The following is a 13,640-nucleotide window of genomic DNA, read 5'->3' as shown; positions in this document are numbered from 1 at the left end:
CTTCGTAAATGAAGTACGTCGGCATCCAGACCCAGATTTGGCGGAATAACCGCAATACGGTTATCCTGCTTTTCATGTTCCCGCTGCTCCTCCTGGGGATGGTTTTCGGCACGGTCGTGTTGCTGGACTGGCTCGGGTTCTTCTGCTGGAACGGCGTATGCCCCGAGGGCCTGCAGGCGGGTACCTTCCATTGGGATGTCATCTGGCAGTATTTCCTTGATGCGGTGCCGTACACGCTCGCGGTGACGGGGACGTGGTTTGTTATCGCGTACTTCACGAACACCTTCATTATCCGGCATGCGACGCACGCGCGTCCGCTGGAACGCAAGGAGAACGTGCGCGTCTACAACATCGTGGAAAACCTCTGCATCGCAGGTGGCATCGAGATGCCGCGCATAAACATCGTCGAGGATTCGAGCCTCAACGCGTTTGCGAGCGGTATCGATATAAAGTCATACACCATCACGCTGACCACGGGCATTATAGACAGGCTGGACGATGCGGAACTCTCGGCTGTTGTGGGGCACGAACTCACGCACATCAAGAACCGCGATACGCGCCTGATGGTGGTGTGCATCGTTTTCGTGGGCATATTCTCGATGCTCATGAATGTCTCCCTGCGGCTCCTGAGCAGTGCCATGCGCTCGTCGCGCAGTAGGGGTAGCCGCAAGAATGGCGGGGGAGGCATAATCATCATTTTGCTTGCCGTGCTGGTATGGGCCGCCATCGGGTATCTCTTCAGCACGCTCACGCGCCTTGCCATCTCGCGCAAGCGTGAATACGTCGCCGATGCGGGTGGCGCCGAACTCTGTGGCGACCCGCTCGCGCTCGCTTCTGCCCTCAGGAAGATTTCTGCGGATCCGGGCCTTGCCGATGTAAAACGCGACGATATCGCGCAGCTCTACGTGATTCATCCGGACGAGGAATTCGACAACGATATGGGCCTCAAGGGTCTTGTCGCGAAGGCGAACATCCTGTTCTGCACGCACCCCGACACTCCGGAGCGCATCAAACTTCTGGAACAGTTCTAGTTTTGGAAGCCGCAGGTCACTTTATCGCCCGAAATGTCCCGCCTGTCGCAAATTTGCGGATGGTGTTGTCTACAAAGTAAATTTTTTTATATTTCTCGGAACATGAAATCAGTAAATATTTTAAGAAGGATTTTTTTGCTGGCGGTTCCGTTCGCCCTGATTGCCTGTGGCGATGACTCCAGTTCCGCTTCCGATGATTACAGTTCGGCTTCGGAAGTCCCGAGCAGTTCCTCGCGTACGGAATGTCCGGAGTCTCTTGCGGCAGGCGAGTTCTGCGATACGCGCGACTTTAATGTTTATGCAACGAGTGAAATCGGCGCCCTCGTGTGGATGACGGGGAACCTGAAGTACTATGTGGATGGCAGCAAGTGCCTTGACGACAAGGAATCCAACTGCGATTCTCACGGTCGCCTTTATAGCTGGACGCAGGCGATGGACCTGGACAAGTCGCTCCTTATAGGCGAAGCCTCGTCGAAGGTCTCGAAACCGCACCACCGCGGAATCTGCCCCGAAGGCTGGCATGTGCCCGATACTCTTGAATGGCTCTATCTCGTGGACTACGCGGGCGGTTTTTCTTCGCTGGAAAAATACGGTTTCTCGGACACGGAGCCGGGCTTCTATTCCATCTATTATTACAGGTATAATCCGGATTACTCGTTCTTTCACACGGCGGTGGAAGATTCCGTCGATGACTGGTATGTTGATTACGATAGGGATTACGGCCTGATTCAGGACAGGGACTACTTTACGCGCGTCAACTCCTATTATGCAATACTTGGCGAGGATGGCGTAAGGCTTTCGAACCAGAGCAAGTCGCACTACGCTCCGCTCCGCTGCGTCAAGGATACCCTGCTCATGGAAATGGAATTCAGGCCGGTAAGCAGTTCGTCTTCCTCCGTCGAGGAACCGGAATCCAGCAGTTCGGAACCTTTTAACCCCTGTTCTGTTGCAAAGAAGTCGTGGGAACACCTGAATCCCGATTTCAACTATGCGGATTCTATCGCGATGCCGGAACTCCGCGGGGCTAACCGTTGCACGCAGGGGCTGGAAGAAAATTGCGAGTCTACGGGGCGCCTCTATACATGGGATGCCGCGATGGAAGTGTGCCCGGATGGCTGGAGGCTCCCGACTGAGGCGGAAATTTACGATATCTGGCATGCGACGCACAGCGTACTCGAGGTGGTATCGCTCGAAATGCGCAAGGAAATCGATCTCGAAATTACGGATGCGTACGGGTTGTCGTTTGTTCCCTCGGGCTTATACTATGTGGATGACCCCTACAAGAATGATGGCGATGAAACCCTTCTGGTAAAGTCGTCGGTATGGCTTTCTGACAATACGGAAGATGGCTATGCGGAGGCGTACCAGATCCACTTTGAGGAATATCTCGACCAGACGGTCGAAGGCGAACTCAAGACGAGCTTTATGCCTGTCCGTTGCGTAAAGAAGTGAGCATCGCGCGGCAACCCTCGTTCACGTCGTTCCAGGTGGCTTCGAAGTCGCCGGTATACCACGGGTCCGCTACGTCGCGCGAATTCCCGGTCCAGTCCATCAGCAGGGAAATTTTCCTGTGGGTGTGGCGCGGGTCCTGCATGCTTCCACCCGCGCATTCCCTCTCGTAAATCTCGGGCGGTAGTATCCAGCGGAGGTTCCGCAGGTTGTTCCTGTCCATCAGGACTATATAGTCGTAGTATTCGTAGTCCCGCAGGGTCATCTGGCGGGCGGTTTTGCCCCTGCAATCTATCCCGTGCCGTTCCAGCATGCGCCTTGCCGGCGGGTACACCGGGTTCCCGATTTCTTCGGTGCTTGTCGCGGCGCTCGCGATTTCAAAATCCGCGCAGTTTTTTTCCGCGGCTCTAGACTCCGCGCATTTCAGACCCGCGCCGTCCTTGTCCGCACATCCCAAGGTCGCGCCGTCCTGCAGTTCCGTGACCATCTTCTTCATCACGAATTCGGCCATCGGGCTCCGGCATATGTTCCCGTGGCATACGAAGAGGATTTTCGGCATCAGTTCGCCCCGCGCTTTTTCTGCACGAGCGGAGTCGCGCTACGCCTGCCGTATTCCCGTTGCATTGTGCGCCCCTGCATGTCGAACCGGCGCGCATCCTTATCCATAAAGCATTGCGCATCCTGTTCCCCTAAACTATGCGCATCCTGCCCCGCGAACCCCCGCACATTCCCGCGGATTGCCGTCGTGGAATCTCCCGTCCCGGTCGAGTCGCTTACTCCGGGCACCGTGTCCGCGGGCGTATTTCCCGAAGTGTCCGCCGGCGCCTTCAAGATGCCTTCCTTTATAATCCTCGCGAGTTCCTTCGCGCCGGTCGCGTTCGGGTGCACACTGTCGGCCAAAAACCATGCGGGCGTATTGAATTGCGAATGCAGGTCGATAATTTCCACGCCCTTCCGGGTCGCGACTTCCTCGATGATAGGGTTGATCTGGTTCACGATTGCGGTATCCATGATTCCCCACCCGCAGTTGTTGGAATAGGGCTGCAGCGTCGCGATGACCCTCGGGCTTGTCGCGAGGTGCATGAAGGTGTCGAGCAGCGCCTCGTAATCCTTGTAGAGCTGTTCCTTCTCGTACTGCCCGTAGTTGTAGTTGTATTGGGGCTGTCCGTTCTCGATGCAGTTGTTCGTGAAGAACTTGCTGTCGTTTGTCCCGAGCTCTATGACGACAATCTCGGGGTTAAACTCGAGGGCCGCCTTGAACTTGTCGGTATTCCAGTAGCTCATGTTGTCGCTTGGGCCCTTGTTCGCGAACGTCATGGAGGAGACTCCGAAGTTCTGCACCTTGTAGCTATCGCCCAGCATACTTTGCAGTTGGAATGGGTAGTCTTCTTGCCAGCCGAGCCCGTAGCCCGCGGTGATGCTGTTGCCTACGCACGCCACGCGCGTCTGTGCGCTTGCGGCGCATGTAATTCCCGCGACTGCCATCAAAGCAATCGCCAAAGCCTTGCTATTCTTTCCAAACATCATGCCTACAATATAAATTCCCGAGCGCCCGGTCGTCATGGCCGGCGGGCAGTTTTGCAAATCGCCGGTGTGCGACAATCAACAAAAAACGACCCGCGCTCGCGGGCCGTTTATCAAATTGCTTGTAGAGTCGCCGAACTTGCGGCTTTTTCTACTAATATTTCTGCTTCAACACGTCGGGGCATTCCACTTCGACGTAGTTGTGTAGCGGGTTGCCTGCCGCGTGCATGAATTCGGCGAGGAACATGCAGCCCTGCTTGGCGGTCGCGTCGTTGCTGAACACGCTGTTGCACTTGTTCTTGAGGCAGGTGAGGGTCTTGGAGGAGTTGTAGTTGCTTTCCTTTTCGCAGTCGCTGAGGAGGCCGCCGTACTGCTCGCCCTGGCTGCCCCAGCCCATCTGGCTGCAGCCGTTGAATGCGCCCACGCCGCCGCCCGGGATCATGATGTCGAACTGTCCCTGTTGCACGTCGTGGCCGATGTTTGTGGTCATGATGATGAGCTTCTTGCCCTTGATTGCGCTCAGGTTGTTGTCGCTTGCGTACTTGCCCTTGCCGGTAAAGGTCAGCTGGTAGCACTTGCCGCAGGAACCGCCGTCAGCACCCGGGACTGCCGCGAAGGCGAAGCCCATATCGGTACAGCCGTTGACGGTGAACGGAATCTGGCTCAAGCAGGTCGCCTGGTAGCCGCCAGAACAGATGCTTCCGCCGCCGCCGACAACGTTCTTGCCCTTGGAGTCGCAGGTCTTGCTGGTGTTGCCGCCGGCATTTTCCGACCAGGAGCAGTGGGGTGCACAGCAGTCCCAGTAGCGGGTTGCCCAGCCGGAACCGGTTCTGCCGCCGCTCTTCACCTTGATGTTCGGGCATCCGCCTGCAGGGGCGACAGAGGAGCTGCTCTTCGGGGCGCTGCTCGAGGATTTCGGCTGGCTGCTGCTGGACTTGGGTGTTGCGGAACTTGTGGGGGTGGGGCCGATATCCGAGCTGGATTCGGGATTGATTGCACTGGAGCTCGATTCGATAACCGGGTCGGGTTCCTTGGTGAACTTGTCGCCCGGCTGCAGGACCGGGAGGTCGAGGATGTCTTCGACCTTGGTGAGTTCGGTAACGCCGTCGGGCGCGACAACCGTGTTGGTTTCGAAGTTGAAGAAGCCGATGACCGTAGCGTTGGAATCCTTCACGAAGCCGATGGAACCGCCGTCTTCGGCGAGGTAGATGAGGTAGTCGCCGGTTTCGTCCACCAGGTGGAAGGCCGGGCCGGTAATGGCGTACACTGTGGTGTTCTTTTCGAGCAGGGGGAGGCCCGCCACGTCCACGCCGTCGTAGAGCACGTTGCCCGCGAGGTCGGTGATGGCGCCCACGGAGGAACCCTCGATGAACTTGATGGTGGCGATGATGTCGCCTTCGGGGTTGGTGACGCGCCCGTCAAGGTAGATGATGTAGTCCTGGTCTGTGGAAAGAAGCCATGCCGAAGATGTTACTGCATATTCGGGAGCCTTCGGGCCAGTCGTGGATTCGTCGGAACAGTTCCAGGCGATCATGATTGCGCCCGCGGCGAGCAGGGCTTTCAAAAATGCATGTTTCATAATTTCCTCATTACCCTAATCACACCGCAGACAAAGATACTTTAATTGATGTCCATTTCATTGTAAAAAAAGTGCTAACTCGTTAATTGCGTTCTTTTTATGTTCCCGGTCACACGATGAAATCGCAAATGTAAACTGAATGTAAAAATTCCAAATGTAAAATAAATATTACAATAAAGTCGGGGGAGTATTGAAATTCCTGCGCGGCTCGGTACGTAAATGTTAGTTAGATGTTGATAAAGTGGAACTATCCATTTGTTAAAAATATTGAAACCTTGAAATTGTGCAAAAAACGGCATTTTGCCAGAAACGGGCTGGCGCAGTCGAAAATCGTGCCGCGCGAGGCATTTTTGATTGTGGATAACCCTGCATTTTTCCCCTTTTTCGTAAAAAAACAAAAAAAACGCTTGCAAAAAAAATGTCATTTACTAAATTTGTGGCTCAATTTCGGAGAGTACCGCTTCCTATGCTTTCCGGATTAACGGAAGTCCTTGAGGCTTCTTGACTTGAAGCGATAAACCTTCTGCTGAAGAAGAGGAATAAAATGGCAAAAGAACATTTTGACAGAAGCAAGCCGCACTGCAACATTGGCACCATCGGCCACGTTGACCACGGTAAAACCACTCTGACCGCCGCAATCTGCACGACTCTCGCTGCCCGCGGCCTCGCCAACGCCAAGCGTTTCGACGAAATCGACAACGCTCCTGAAGAAAAGGCTCGTGGTATCACGATTAACACTTCTCACGTCGAATACACCACTGCTAACCGTCACTACGCTCACGTCGACTGCCCGGGGCACGCCGACTACGTGAAGAACATGGTGACCGGTGCTGCCCAGATGGACGGCGCCATCCTCGTCGTGGCCGCTACTGACGGCCCGATGCCCCAGACCCGTGAACACATCCTCCTCGCTCACCAGGTGGGCGTGCCGAAGATCGTCGTGTTCATGAACAAGGTCGACATGGTCGACGACGCCGAAATCCTCGACCTCGTCGAAATGGAAGTCCGCGAACTTCTCTCCAAGTACGAATTTGACGGTGACAACACCCCGATCATCCGTGGCTCTGCTCTCAAGGCTCTCGAAGGCGAAGCCGAATGGCAGGACAAGGTCATGGAACTCATGGACGCTTGCGATACCTACATCCCGCTCCCGCAGCGCGATACCGACAAGCCCTTCCTGATGCCGATCGAAGACGTGTTCACCATTACCGGCCGCGGCACTGTCGCTACTGGCCGTATCGAACGCGGTATCGTCCGCCTCAACGACAAGGTCGAACGCATCGGTCTCGGTGAAACCACCGAATACGTCATCACGGGCGTGGAAATGTTCCGCAAGCTCCTCGACGACGCCCAGGCCGGTGACAACGTCGGTCTTCTCCTCCGTGGCGCCGAAAAGAAGGACATCGTCCGTGGCATGGTTCTCGCCGCCCCGAAGTCCGTGACTCCGCACACCGAGTTCAAGGCAGAAATCTACGTCCTCACGAAGGACGAAGGTGGCCGCCACACGCCGTTCATGAACGGCTACCGTCCGCAGTTCTACTTCCGCACCACCGACGTGACCGGCACGATTCAGCTTCCGGAAGGCGTCGAAATGGTGACCCCGGGTGACACCGTCACGATTCACGTGAACCTCATCGCCCCGATCGCCATGGAAAAGCAGCTCCGCTTCGCTATCCGCGAAGGTGGCCGTACTGTTGGTGCTGGCTCCGTAACCGAAATCATCAAGTAAGGAAAAATCATGGCTGGTGAACGCATCCGTATTCGCTTGAAGAGCTTCGATCATCGTATGATCGACCGCTCTGCCCAAGACATCGTGAATACAGCTAAGCAAACGGGTGCCCGCATTGCGGGACCCATCCCCCTCCCGACGAAAGTCCAGAAGTATACGGTGCTCCGCTCTCCGCATATCAACAAGACTTCTCGTGAACAGTTTGAATCCCGTACGCACAAGCGTCTTATCGACATCCTCGATGCTACGTCGCAGACTGTTGATTCCCTCATGAAACTTGACTTGCCGGCTGGTGTCGAAGTCGAAATTAAGGTCTAATAACAATGAACGGTATTCTCGCAAAGAAGTTGGGAATGACCCAAGTGTTCACGGAACAGGGCGAATGCGTCCCTGTCACGGTTCTCGAAGCCGGTCCGTGCGTGGTCGTTTCCCACAAGACAGAAGAAAAGGATGGCTACAAGGCTGTCCAGATCGGCTTTGGTCTCAAGAAAGAACAGCGTGCCAACAAGGCTGAAATCGGCCACTTCAAGAAGGCTGACGTCGCTGTTCGTGAACACCTCGCCGAGTTTGACGTTGCTGATCTCGAATCCTGGCCGGTTGGCAAGGAATTCGGTGCAGCTGACTTTGCCGATGCGAAGATGGTGAACGTTTCCGGTATCTCCAAGGGTCACGGATTCTCTGGTACCATCAAGCGCCACGGCTTCCACAGCGGTCCCCGCTCTCACGGTACGCACAACATGCGCGAACCGGGCGGTACGTCTGCTCACTCCTACCCGGGCCGTGTTTTCCCGGGCAAGCGCATGGCAGGCCAGTACGGCAACAAGAAAGTGACCGTGAAGCACCTCCAGGTCGTCAAAGTTGATGGCGATCGCAACCTGATCTTCGTCCGTGGCGCAGTCCCCGGTGCAAAGAACAGCATCATCGTGGTGAGGAAAGACTAATGGCTAGTGCAAAGCTTTTCGCCGCAACAGGCGATTTCAAGAACGATATCGAACTCCCGAAGCTGTTTGATGAAGAAGTCAACAAGGTCTGCATGTACCTCCACATCAAGGCTATCCTGAACAACAACCGTCAGGGTACTGCCCAGGCTAAGAACAAGTCCTCCGTTAGCGGTGGCGGTCAGAAGCCGTGGAAGCAGAAGGGCACCGGCCGCGCTCGTTCCGGCCAGAACACCTCCGCTGTGTGGGTTCGTGGTGCTAAGGCCCATGGTCCGAAGTCCCATGACTACTTCGAGAAGGTGAACAAGAAGGTGAAGAAGATCGCCTTCCACTCCGCTCTCGCCTCCAAGGCTCAGGAAGGCAAGGTCGTCGTGTTCGAAGCCCTCAGCTTCGACGCCCCGAAGACCAAGGACCTCCTCGCCGTCCTCAAGAAGGCTAACCTCGAACAGCGCAACGCCCTGTTCATCGTGAGCGCGAAGGATGCGAACCTTTACCTCTCCTCCAACAACATTCCTTGGTGCCGTTGCGCCCGCGTCGAAGATGTCAATACTTACGACATTGTCCGCGCCAACAACGTCGTCATCTCCCAGGCTGCTCTCGCAGAACTTGAAGGAGGCCGCTAATGAAGGAAATTCGTGAAATCCTGCTTACCCCGCACGTGACCGAAGAAACCATGAAGAACATGGTGAATCCGCGTAACGACGTGCACAGGTACGTTTTCAAGGTTGCCATGAACGCTACCAAGACCGAAATCAAGGACGCTATCGAAAAGCGCTTTGAAGTGAAGGTCGACGCTGTGAACACCGCCATTACCCGCGGTAAGATCAAGCGCGTTCGCATGGTTCCTGGCAAGAAACCCAACTGGAAGAAGGCCTACATCACGCTGAAGGCCGGGCAAAAGATTGCCGAGTTCGAAGGAGTATAACTATGGGTCTGAAATCTTATAGACCGCTTACCCCGACGCTGCGCTACAAGCAGATTGGTGACCGCAAGGAAATTACGGCCGAAAAGCCGTACAAGCCGCTCACCGAAGGCATCAAGAGCAGCTCCGGTCGTAACAACGCTGGTGAAATCACTTCCCGCCGTCGCGGCGGTGGCCACAAGAAACTGTACCGTATCATCGATTTCAAGCGCCAGTTCGCGGGTATCCCCTGCACTGTCGAAACGATCGAGTACGATCCGAACCGTACGGCCCGTATCGCCCTGGTCAAGTACCAGAACGGCAAGCGCGCCTACATCGTCGCTCCGGCTAACGTGAAGGTCGGCGATGTGCTGAATTCCGGCGAAGGTGCCGAATTCCGCGTGGGTAACGCTCTCCCGATTCGCGACATTCCGCTGAACACCATGATTCACAACATTGAGCTGAAGCCTGGCAAGGGTGCCCAGCTGGTCCGCTCCGCCGGTGCCGCTGCCGAACTCGTTGCCAAGGACGGCAAGCTCTGCCAGGTCAGGATGCCGAGTGGCGAAGTCCGCTTCATCTCTGAAGACTGCCTCGCCGTTGTGGGCCAGGTTTCCAACATCGACCACATGAATGAATCCTCGGGCTCTGCCGGCCGCTCCCGCTGGCTTGGCAAGCGTCCCTCCGTCCGCGGTGTCGTTATGAACCCGGTCGACCACCCGCTCGGTGGTGGTGAAGGACGTACCTCTGGTGGTCGTCATCCGTGCTCTCCGTGGGGTAAGAACTCGAAGGGTGCAAAAACTCGTAACAACAAGCGTACCGATAAGTACATCGTGCGCCGTCGTCAGAAGAGGGCCTAATTCATGTCGAGATCCCTTAAGAAAGGTGCGTTCGTGGATTCCCACGTTCTCAACAAGGCCCAGGCTATGGCTGGCTCCGACAAGAAGCAGCCGATCAAGACCTGGTCCCGTCGTTCCACCATCGTTCCGGATATGGTCGGACTTACCTTCTCCGTGTACAACGGAAAGCAGTTCCTCCCGGTCTATGTTTCTGAAAACATGGTCGGCCATAAGCTCGGCGAATTCGCAATGACCCGCACGTTCCGCGGCCACCGCAAGACGGAAACCGCCGCTGGAGGTAAGAAATAATGCAAGCTGTTGCTAAAGTGAAAAACGTCCGTTACGGTGTGCGCAAGCTCCGCCGTGTCGTGGACCTGGTTCGTGGCAAGCGTGTTGACGAAGCATTCGCAATGCTTTCCATTCTCCACACCAAGACCAAGGGCGCCCCGCTCGTCGAGAACGCTCTCAAGTCCGCCGTCGCGAACTACAAGCAGAAGGCCGCCGGTGCGGTCGCTGCCGAAGAGCTCGTGATCAAGACCATCGCTGCCGATGGCGGTACGATCATGAAGCGTATCCACCCGCGTTCCCAGGGCCGTGCTTTCCGTATCGAAAAGCCGCTCTCTCACCTCACCGTCGTCGTCGCCGACAAGGAGAAATAACAATGGGTCACAAGAGTCATCCCAATGGTCTTCGTCTTGGCGTTATCCGCGGTTGGGAATCCAAGTGGTATGCCGAAGACAATTTCGCAGATCTTCTTTATGAAGACATCACCCTCCGTCGCTACTTGATGAAGCGCTTCGAACATGCCTCCCTCTCCAAGGTCGGCATCGAACGCACCGTCAAGAAGGTGAACGTGAACCTCTTTACCGCCCGCCCGGGTATCGTTATCGGTAAGAAGGGCGAAGAACTCGATCGCGTCAAGAGCGAACTCCAGTTCCTCACCGGTAAGGAAATCTTCATCAGCGTGCACGAGATCAAGCGCCCGGAAACGGATGCCAAGCTCGTCGCTGAAAACATCGCGCGTCAGCTCGAAAAGCGTATCTCCTTCCGCCGCGCCATGAAGCGCGCCATCCAGTCCGCTATGCGCCTGGGTGTCGAAGGTATCAAGGTGCAGTGCGGTGGCCGTCTCGGCGGTGCCGAAATTGCCCGCGTCGAGAAGTATGCCGAAGGCCGCGTGCCTCTGCACACTCTCCGTGCTGACATTGACTACGCGACTTCCATTGCTAAGACCGTCTATGGTGCCATCGGTATCAAGGTGTGGATCATGCACGGCGAAAAGATTGGCAAGGACGTCATGAACGACAACAAGAGAGAGAAGTAATATGCTGAGTCCTAAAAGAACATTACATCGTAAGCAGATGAAAGGCCGCATGAAGGGTGTCGCTTCCCGCGGCAATTCCATGGCCTTCGGCGAATTCGGCATTCAGGCTCTTGAAAAGTGCTGGCTGACGGCTCGCCAGATCGAAGCGGCTCGTATCGCTATGACCCGTAAGATCAAGCGTGGCGGTCGCGTGTGGATCCGCGTGTTCCCCGACAAGCCCATCACTCGTCACCCGGCCGAAGCCCGTATGGGTAAGGGTAAGGGCGGCGTCGAATTCTGGGTCGCCGTGATTCTTCCGGGTCGCATCATTTTCGAAATGGGCGGTGTTGAACGTGAACTCGCCATGGAAGCCCTCCATGTCGCTTCGCAGAAGCTCCCCCTCAAGTGCAAAATCATCGAAGAATCGGAGATCTAATGAAGGCACGTGACATTAAAAACGAACTGAGAGCTCTCGACGTGAAGCAGCTCAAGGAAAAGCTGGCTCAGTTGAATCTCGATTTGTTCAATTACCGCATGACTGCGAAGCTCGGTAATTTGGAAAAACCCTCTATGATTCAGGCTGCCCGCAGGGACATCGCCCGTATCAAGACCATCCTCAGCGAAAAGGCCAAGGCATAAGCCGGCAGGAGCAGGAAATGGATAGAAACCTTCGTAAAGTCAAGCAGGGAATTGTCAGTTCTGACAAGATGGACAAGACCATCACGGTTGTGGTTGAAAACCGCAAGCGTCATCCCATGTACAACAAGATCATGACCACCACCAAGAAGCTCAAGGCTCACGACGAAAATAACGAAGCGGGCGAGGGTGACCTGGTGGAAATCATGGAAACTCGTCCTCTTTCCGCAACCAAGCGCTGGCGTCTCGTCCGCGTGGTCGAAAAGAAGAAGTAAACTCCTGGAGTAAGGCGAATTATGATTCAAGAAGAAACCAGACTCGTCGTGGCTGACAACAGTGGAGCCAAGGAAGTCGCCTGCATCCGTGTTTTGGGTGGCACGAACCGTCGCTATGCTAGCATCGGTGATGTCATCAAGGTAGCCGTTAAGGACGCTATCCCCCAGAGCAAGGTGAAGAAGGGTTCCGTGGCCGACGCCGTTGTCGTGCGTACGCGCAAAGAAATCTCCCGTCCGGACGGAACGTTCATTCGTTTCTCGGACAACGCAGTTGTGCTCATCACCAAGGATGGCGAACCGCGTGGAACCCGTATTTTTGGACCGGTGGCTCGTGAGCTCCGCGAAAAGAATTACATGAAGATCATCTCCCTCGCACCTGAGGTTCTCTAATGGCAAACATCAAGAAGAATGATAACGTCAAGGTGATTTCCGGTGCCTTCAAGGGCAAGACCGGCACCGTGATTAGTGTCAAGGCCGGCAAGGTGACCGTCAAGGACGTGAACGTCTGCAAGCGTCACGAGAAGCCGAGCCAGACCAACCAAACTGGCGGCATCATCGAGAAGGAAATGCCCATCGACATTTCCAACGTGATGCTCCTCGAAGGCAACACGCCTGTCCGTACCCGCATCGTTCGCGAGAAGGGCAAGAAGGGCGTTCGTACCAGTGTCAAGACTGGAAAGGCTGTGTAAGGTAAAGAAATGAACCAGATGAAGCAATTTTATCTCGAAAAAGTCGTTCCGGCCTTGCAAGCAAAGTTTGCCTACAAGAACGTGATGGAAATTCCCCGTCTCCAGAAGATCGTGGTGAACATGGGCGTGGGCGCTGCCGCTCAGAATCGCAAGATTCTCGACGAAGCCGCTGAAACCCTCACGGCCATCACCGGTCAGAAGGCAGTCGTCACCACCGCGAAGAAGGCTATCGCCAACTTCCACCTCCGTGAAGGCCTCGGCATCGGTGCCAAGGTGACTCTCCACGGCGACATGATGTGGGACTTCCTCTATCGTTTCATCAACATCAACCTCCCGCGTGTCCGTGACTTCCGTGGTCTCGCTCGCCGTGGTTTTGATGGAATGGGTAACTTCACCCTCGGTATCAAGGAACAGACGATCTTCGTCGAAATCGATATCGATAAGATTTCTCGTACCTTCGGTATGGACATCTCCTTCGTGACTTCCGCCAAGACGGACGACGAAGGCCGCGCCCTGCTCGAAGAACTTGGACTCCCCTTCAGGAAGTAAGGTAATACCATGGCAAGCAGAAGAATGATTGAAAAATGCAAGCGTACCCCGAAGTATACCGTTCGTGGGTATAACCGTTGCAAGCGTTGCGGTAGGCCGCACGCCTTTATGCGCCGCTTTGGCCTTTGCCGTATTTGCTTCCGCGAAATGGCACTCGCCGGCGAAATCCCCGGTATCACAAAGTCGTCTTGGTAAGGAGAGTAT

At 55.4% G+C, this 13,640-nt stretch carries 21 protein-coding genes; 18 read left to right on the top strand and 3 right to left on the bottom strand.

Annotated features, from left to right (window positions below; translation table 11 throughout):
• The first annotated feature begins 8 nt into the window (after positions 1-8).
• Together CRO08_RS09130 and CRO08_RS09125 are read left to right on the top strand one after the other, a co-directional pair.
• Positions 9-1,031, top strand: a complete 1,023-nt coding sequence (locus CRO08_RS09130; protein WP_097035961.1) for a M48 family metallopeptidase — start codon at positions 9-11, stop codon at positions 1,029-1,031.
• 102 nt (positions 1,032-1,133) lie between these two features.
• Positions 1,134-2,483 carry an FISUMP domain-containing protein gene (locus CRO08_RS09125; protein ID WP_176495112.1) on the top strand — a complete coding sequence of 450 codons (1,350 nt, stop codon included), beginning with the start codon at positions 1,134-1,136 and terminating at the stop codon, positions 2,481-2,483.
• On the opposite strand, the gene CRO08_RS09120 is transcribed toward CRO08_RS09125, so the two are convergent.
• The 3 genes from CRO08_RS09120 to CRO08_RS09110 all read right to left on the bottom strand — a co-directional run bounded on the left by CRO08_RS09120 (position 2,455) and on the right by CRO08_RS09110 (position 5,583).
• Positions 2,455-3,039, bottom strand: coding sequence for a low molecular weight protein-tyrosine-phosphatase (locus CRO08_RS09120; protein WP_097035959.1), 585 nt, complete (start codon positions 3,037-3,039; stop codon positions 2,455-2,457). The genes CRO08_RS09125 and CRO08_RS09120 overlap by 29 nt on opposite strands.
• Positions 3,039-4,007 carry a D-alanyl-lipoteichoic acid biosynthesis protein DltD gene (locus tag CRO08_RS09115; RefSeq protein WP_176495111.1) on the bottom strand — a complete coding sequence of 323 codons (969 nt, stop codon included), beginning with the start codon at positions 4,005-4,007 and terminating at the stop codon, positions 3,039-3,041. Before CRO08_RS09115 ends, CRO08_RS09120 begins: the two co-directional genes overlap by 1 nt.
• 151 nt (positions 4,008-4,158) lie before the next feature.
• Positions 4,159-5,583: a glycosyl hydrolase family 5 gene (locus CRO08_RS09110; protein WP_097035957.1), complete on the bottom strand. Its 1,425-nt coding sequence runs from the start codon at positions 5,581-5,583 to the stop codon at positions 4,159-4,161.
• 544 nt (positions 5,584-6,127) lie between these two features.
• Between CRO08_RS09110 and tuf the strand changes: the two genes are divergently transcribed.
• The 16 genes from tuf to CRO08_RS09025 are packed head-to-tail and all read left to right on the top strand — an operon-like array spanning position 6,128 to position 13,631.
• Positions 6,128-7,312, top strand: coding sequence for an elongation factor Tu (gene tuf / locus CRO08_RS09100; protein WP_097035956.1), 1,185 nt, complete (start codon positions 6,128-6,130; stop codon positions 7,310-7,312).
• 9 nt (positions 7,313-7,321) lie between these two features.
• Complete coding sequence (rpsJ, locus tag CRO08_RS09095; protein ID WP_072807538.1) at positions 7,322-7,630, top strand: 30S ribosomal protein S10; 309 nt, start codon at positions 7,322-7,324, stop codon at positions 7,628-7,630.
• A gap of 5 nt (positions 7,631-7,635) precedes the next feature.
• Positions 7,636-8,253 (top strand): 50S ribosomal protein L3, encoded by a 618-nt coding sequence (gene rplC / locus CRO08_RS09090; RefSeq protein ID WP_072807539.1) that lies wholly within the window; start codon positions 7,636-7,638, stop codon positions 8,251-8,253.
• Positions 8,253-8,873 carry a 50S ribosomal protein L4 gene (rplD, locus tag CRO08_RS09085; protein WP_072807540.1) on the top strand — a complete coding sequence of 207 codons (621 nt, stop codon included), beginning with the start codon at positions 8,253-8,255 and terminating at the stop codon, positions 8,871-8,873. The genes rplC and rplD overlap by 1 nt, the downstream gene beginning before the upstream one ends.
• Positions 8,873-9,175: a 50S ribosomal protein L23 gene (rplW, locus tag CRO08_RS09080; protein WP_072807541.1), complete on the top strand. Its 303-nt coding sequence runs from the start codon at positions 8,873-8,875 to the stop codon at positions 9,173-9,175. The genes rplD and rplW overlap by 1 nt, the downstream gene beginning before the upstream one ends.
• Before the next feature lie 2 nt (positions 9,176-9,177).
• Positions 9,178-10,008: a 50S ribosomal protein L2 gene (gene rplB, locus CRO08_RS09075; RefSeq protein WP_072807542.1), complete on the top strand. Its 831-nt coding sequence runs from the start codon at positions 9,178-9,180 to the stop codon at positions 10,006-10,008.
• A gap of 3 nt (positions 10,009-10,011) precedes the next feature.
• On the top strand, positions 10,012-10,296 hold the full coding sequence (gene rpsS / locus CRO08_RS09070) for a 30S ribosomal protein S19 (RefSeq protein ID WP_072807543.1): 285 nt from the start codon (positions 10,012-10,014) through the stop codon (positions 10,294-10,296).
• Positions 10,296-10,646, top strand: coding sequence for a 50S ribosomal protein L22 (gene rplV, locus CRO08_RS09065; RefSeq protein ID WP_072807544.1), 351 nt, complete (start codon positions 10,296-10,298; stop codon positions 10,644-10,646). Before rpsS ends, rplV begins: the two co-directional genes overlap by 1 nt.
• Positions 10,647-10,648: 2 nt before the next feature.
• Positions 10,649-11,308, top strand: a complete 660-nt coding sequence (rpsC, locus tag CRO08_RS09060; RefSeq protein ID WP_072807545.1) for a 30S ribosomal protein S3 — start codon at positions 10,649-10,651, stop codon at positions 11,306-11,308.
• A gap of 1 nt (position 11,309) precedes the next feature.
• Positions 11,310-11,723 (top strand): 50S ribosomal protein L16, encoded by a 414-nt coding sequence (rplP, locus tag CRO08_RS09055; protein WP_072807546.1) that lies wholly within the window; start codon positions 11,310-11,312, stop codon positions 11,721-11,723.
• Positions 11,723-11,926, top strand: a complete 204-nt coding sequence (gene rpmC / locus CRO08_RS09050) for a 50S ribosomal protein L29 (RefSeq protein WP_072807547.1) — start codon at positions 11,723-11,725, stop codon at positions 11,924-11,926. Before rplP ends, rpmC begins: the two co-directional genes overlap by 1 nt.
• A gap of 17 nt (positions 11,927-11,943) precedes the next feature.
• Positions 11,944-12,198, top strand: a complete 255-nt coding sequence (gene rpsQ, locus CRO08_RS09045) for a 30S ribosomal protein S17 (RefSeq protein ID WP_072807548.1) — start codon at positions 11,944-11,946, stop codon at positions 12,196-12,198.
• Between the two features lie 21 nt (positions 12,199-12,219).
• Positions 12,220-12,588, top strand: a complete 369-nt coding sequence (gene rplN, locus CRO08_RS09040) for a 50S ribosomal protein L14 (protein ID WP_072807549.1) — start codon at positions 12,220-12,222, stop codon at positions 12,586-12,588.
• On the top strand, positions 12,588-12,887 hold the full coding sequence (gene rplX / locus CRO08_RS09035; RefSeq protein ID WP_072807550.1) for a 50S ribosomal protein L24: 300 nt from the start codon (positions 12,588-12,590) through the stop codon (positions 12,885-12,887). The genes rplN and rplX overlap by 1 nt, the downstream gene beginning before the upstream one ends.
• A gap of 9 nt (positions 12,888-12,896) precedes the next feature.
• On the top strand, positions 12,897-13,436 hold the full coding sequence (gene rplE, locus CRO08_RS09030) for a 50S ribosomal protein L5 (protein ID WP_097035955.1): 540 nt from the start codon (positions 12,897-12,899) through the stop codon (positions 13,434-13,436).
• Between the two features lie 9 nt (positions 13,437-13,445).
• Positions 13,446-13,631 (top strand): type Z 30S ribosomal protein S14, encoded by a 186-nt coding sequence (locus CRO08_RS09025; RefSeq protein ID WP_014546106.1) that lies wholly within the window; start codon positions 13,446-13,448, stop codon positions 13,629-13,631.
• Positions 13,632-13,640 lie beyond the last annotated feature (9 nt).

Source organism: Fibrobacter sp. UWT3 (assembly GCF_900230125.1).
In the GTDB taxonomy this organism is placed as follows: Bacteria; Fibrobacterota; Fibrobacteria; order Fibrobacterales; family Fibrobacteraceae; genus Fibrobacter.
The sequence above is the reverse complement of the archived record's forward strand: the minus strand, read 5'-3'. Positions and strand labels throughout refer to the sequence as shown.

Bases quoted from the DNA above. Each gene is read 5' to 3' on its own strand.
- CRO08_RS09130 (WP_097035961.1), top strand. From the start codon at position 9: ATGAAGTACGTCGGCATCCAGACCCAGATTTGGCGGAATAACCGCAAT.
- CRO08_RS09125 (WP_176495112.1), top strand. From the start codon at position 1,134: ATGAAATCAGTAAATATTTTAAGAAGGATTTTTTTGCTGGCGGTTCCG.
- CRO08_RS09120 (WP_097035959.1), bottom strand. From the start codon at position 3,039: ATGCCGAAAATCCTCTTCGTATGCCACGGGAACATATGCCGGAGCCCG.
- CRO08_RS09115 (WP_176495111.1), bottom strand. From the start codon at position 4,007: ATGATGTTTGGAAAGAATAGCAAGGCTTTGGCGATTGCTTTGATGGCA.
- CRO08_RS09110 (WP_097035957.1), bottom strand. From the start codon at position 5,583: ATGAAACATGCATTTTTGAAAGCCCTGCTCGCCGCGGGCGCAATCATG.
- tuf (WP_097035956.1), top strand. From the start codon at position 6,128: ATGGCAAAAGAACATTTTGACAGAAGCAAGCCGCACTGCAACATTGGC.
- rpsJ (WP_072807538.1), top strand. From the start codon at position 7,322: ATGGCTGGTGAACGCATCCGTATTCGCTTGAAGAGCTTCGATCATCGT.
- rplC (WP_072807539.1), top strand. From the start codon at position 7,636: ATGAACGGTATTCTCGCAAAGAAGTTGGGAATGACCCAAGTGTTCACG.
- rplD (WP_072807540.1), top strand. From the start codon at position 8,253: ATGGCTAGTGCAAAGCTTTTCGCCGCAACAGGCGATTTCAAGAACGAT.
- rplW (WP_072807541.1), top strand. From the start codon at position 8,873: ATGAAGGAAATTCGTGAAATCCTGCTTACCCCGCACGTGACCGAAGAA.
- rplB (WP_072807542.1), top strand. From the start codon at position 9,178: ATGGGTCTGAAATCTTATAGACCGCTTACCCCGACGCTGCGCTACAAG.
- rpsS (WP_072807543.1), top strand. From the start codon at position 10,012: ATGTCGAGATCCCTTAAGAAAGGTGCGTTCGTGGATTCCCACGTTCTC.
- rplV (WP_072807544.1), top strand. From the start codon at position 10,296: ATGCAAGCTGTTGCTAAAGTGAAAAACGTCCGTTACGGTGTGCGCAAG.
- rpsC (WP_072807545.1), top strand. From the start codon at position 10,649: ATGGGTCACAAGAGTCATCCCAATGGTCTTCGTCTTGGCGTTATCCGC.
- rplP (WP_072807546.1), top strand. From the start codon at position 11,310: ATGCTGAGTCCTAAAAGAACATTACATCGTAAGCAGATGAAAGGCCGC.
- rpmC (WP_072807547.1), top strand. From the start codon at position 11,723: ATGAAGGCACGTGACATTAAAAACGAACTGAGAGCTCTCGACGTGAAG.
- rpsQ (WP_072807548.1), top strand. From the start codon at position 11,944: ATGGATAGAAACCTTCGTAAAGTCAAGCAGGGAATTGTCAGTTCTGAC.
- rplN (WP_072807549.1), top strand. From the start codon at position 12,220: ATGATTCAAGAAGAAACCAGACTCGTCGTGGCTGACAACAGTGGAGCC.
- rplX (WP_072807550.1), top strand. From the start codon at position 12,588: ATGGCAAACATCAAGAAGAATGATAACGTCAAGGTGATTTCCGGTGCC.
- rplE (WP_097035955.1), top strand. From the start codon at position 12,897: ATGAACCAGATGAAGCAATTTTATCTCGAAAAAGTCGTTCCGGCCTTG.
- CRO08_RS09025 (WP_014546106.1), top strand. From the start codon at position 13,446: ATGGCAAGCAGAAGAATGATTGAAAAATGCAAGCGTACCCCGAAGTAT.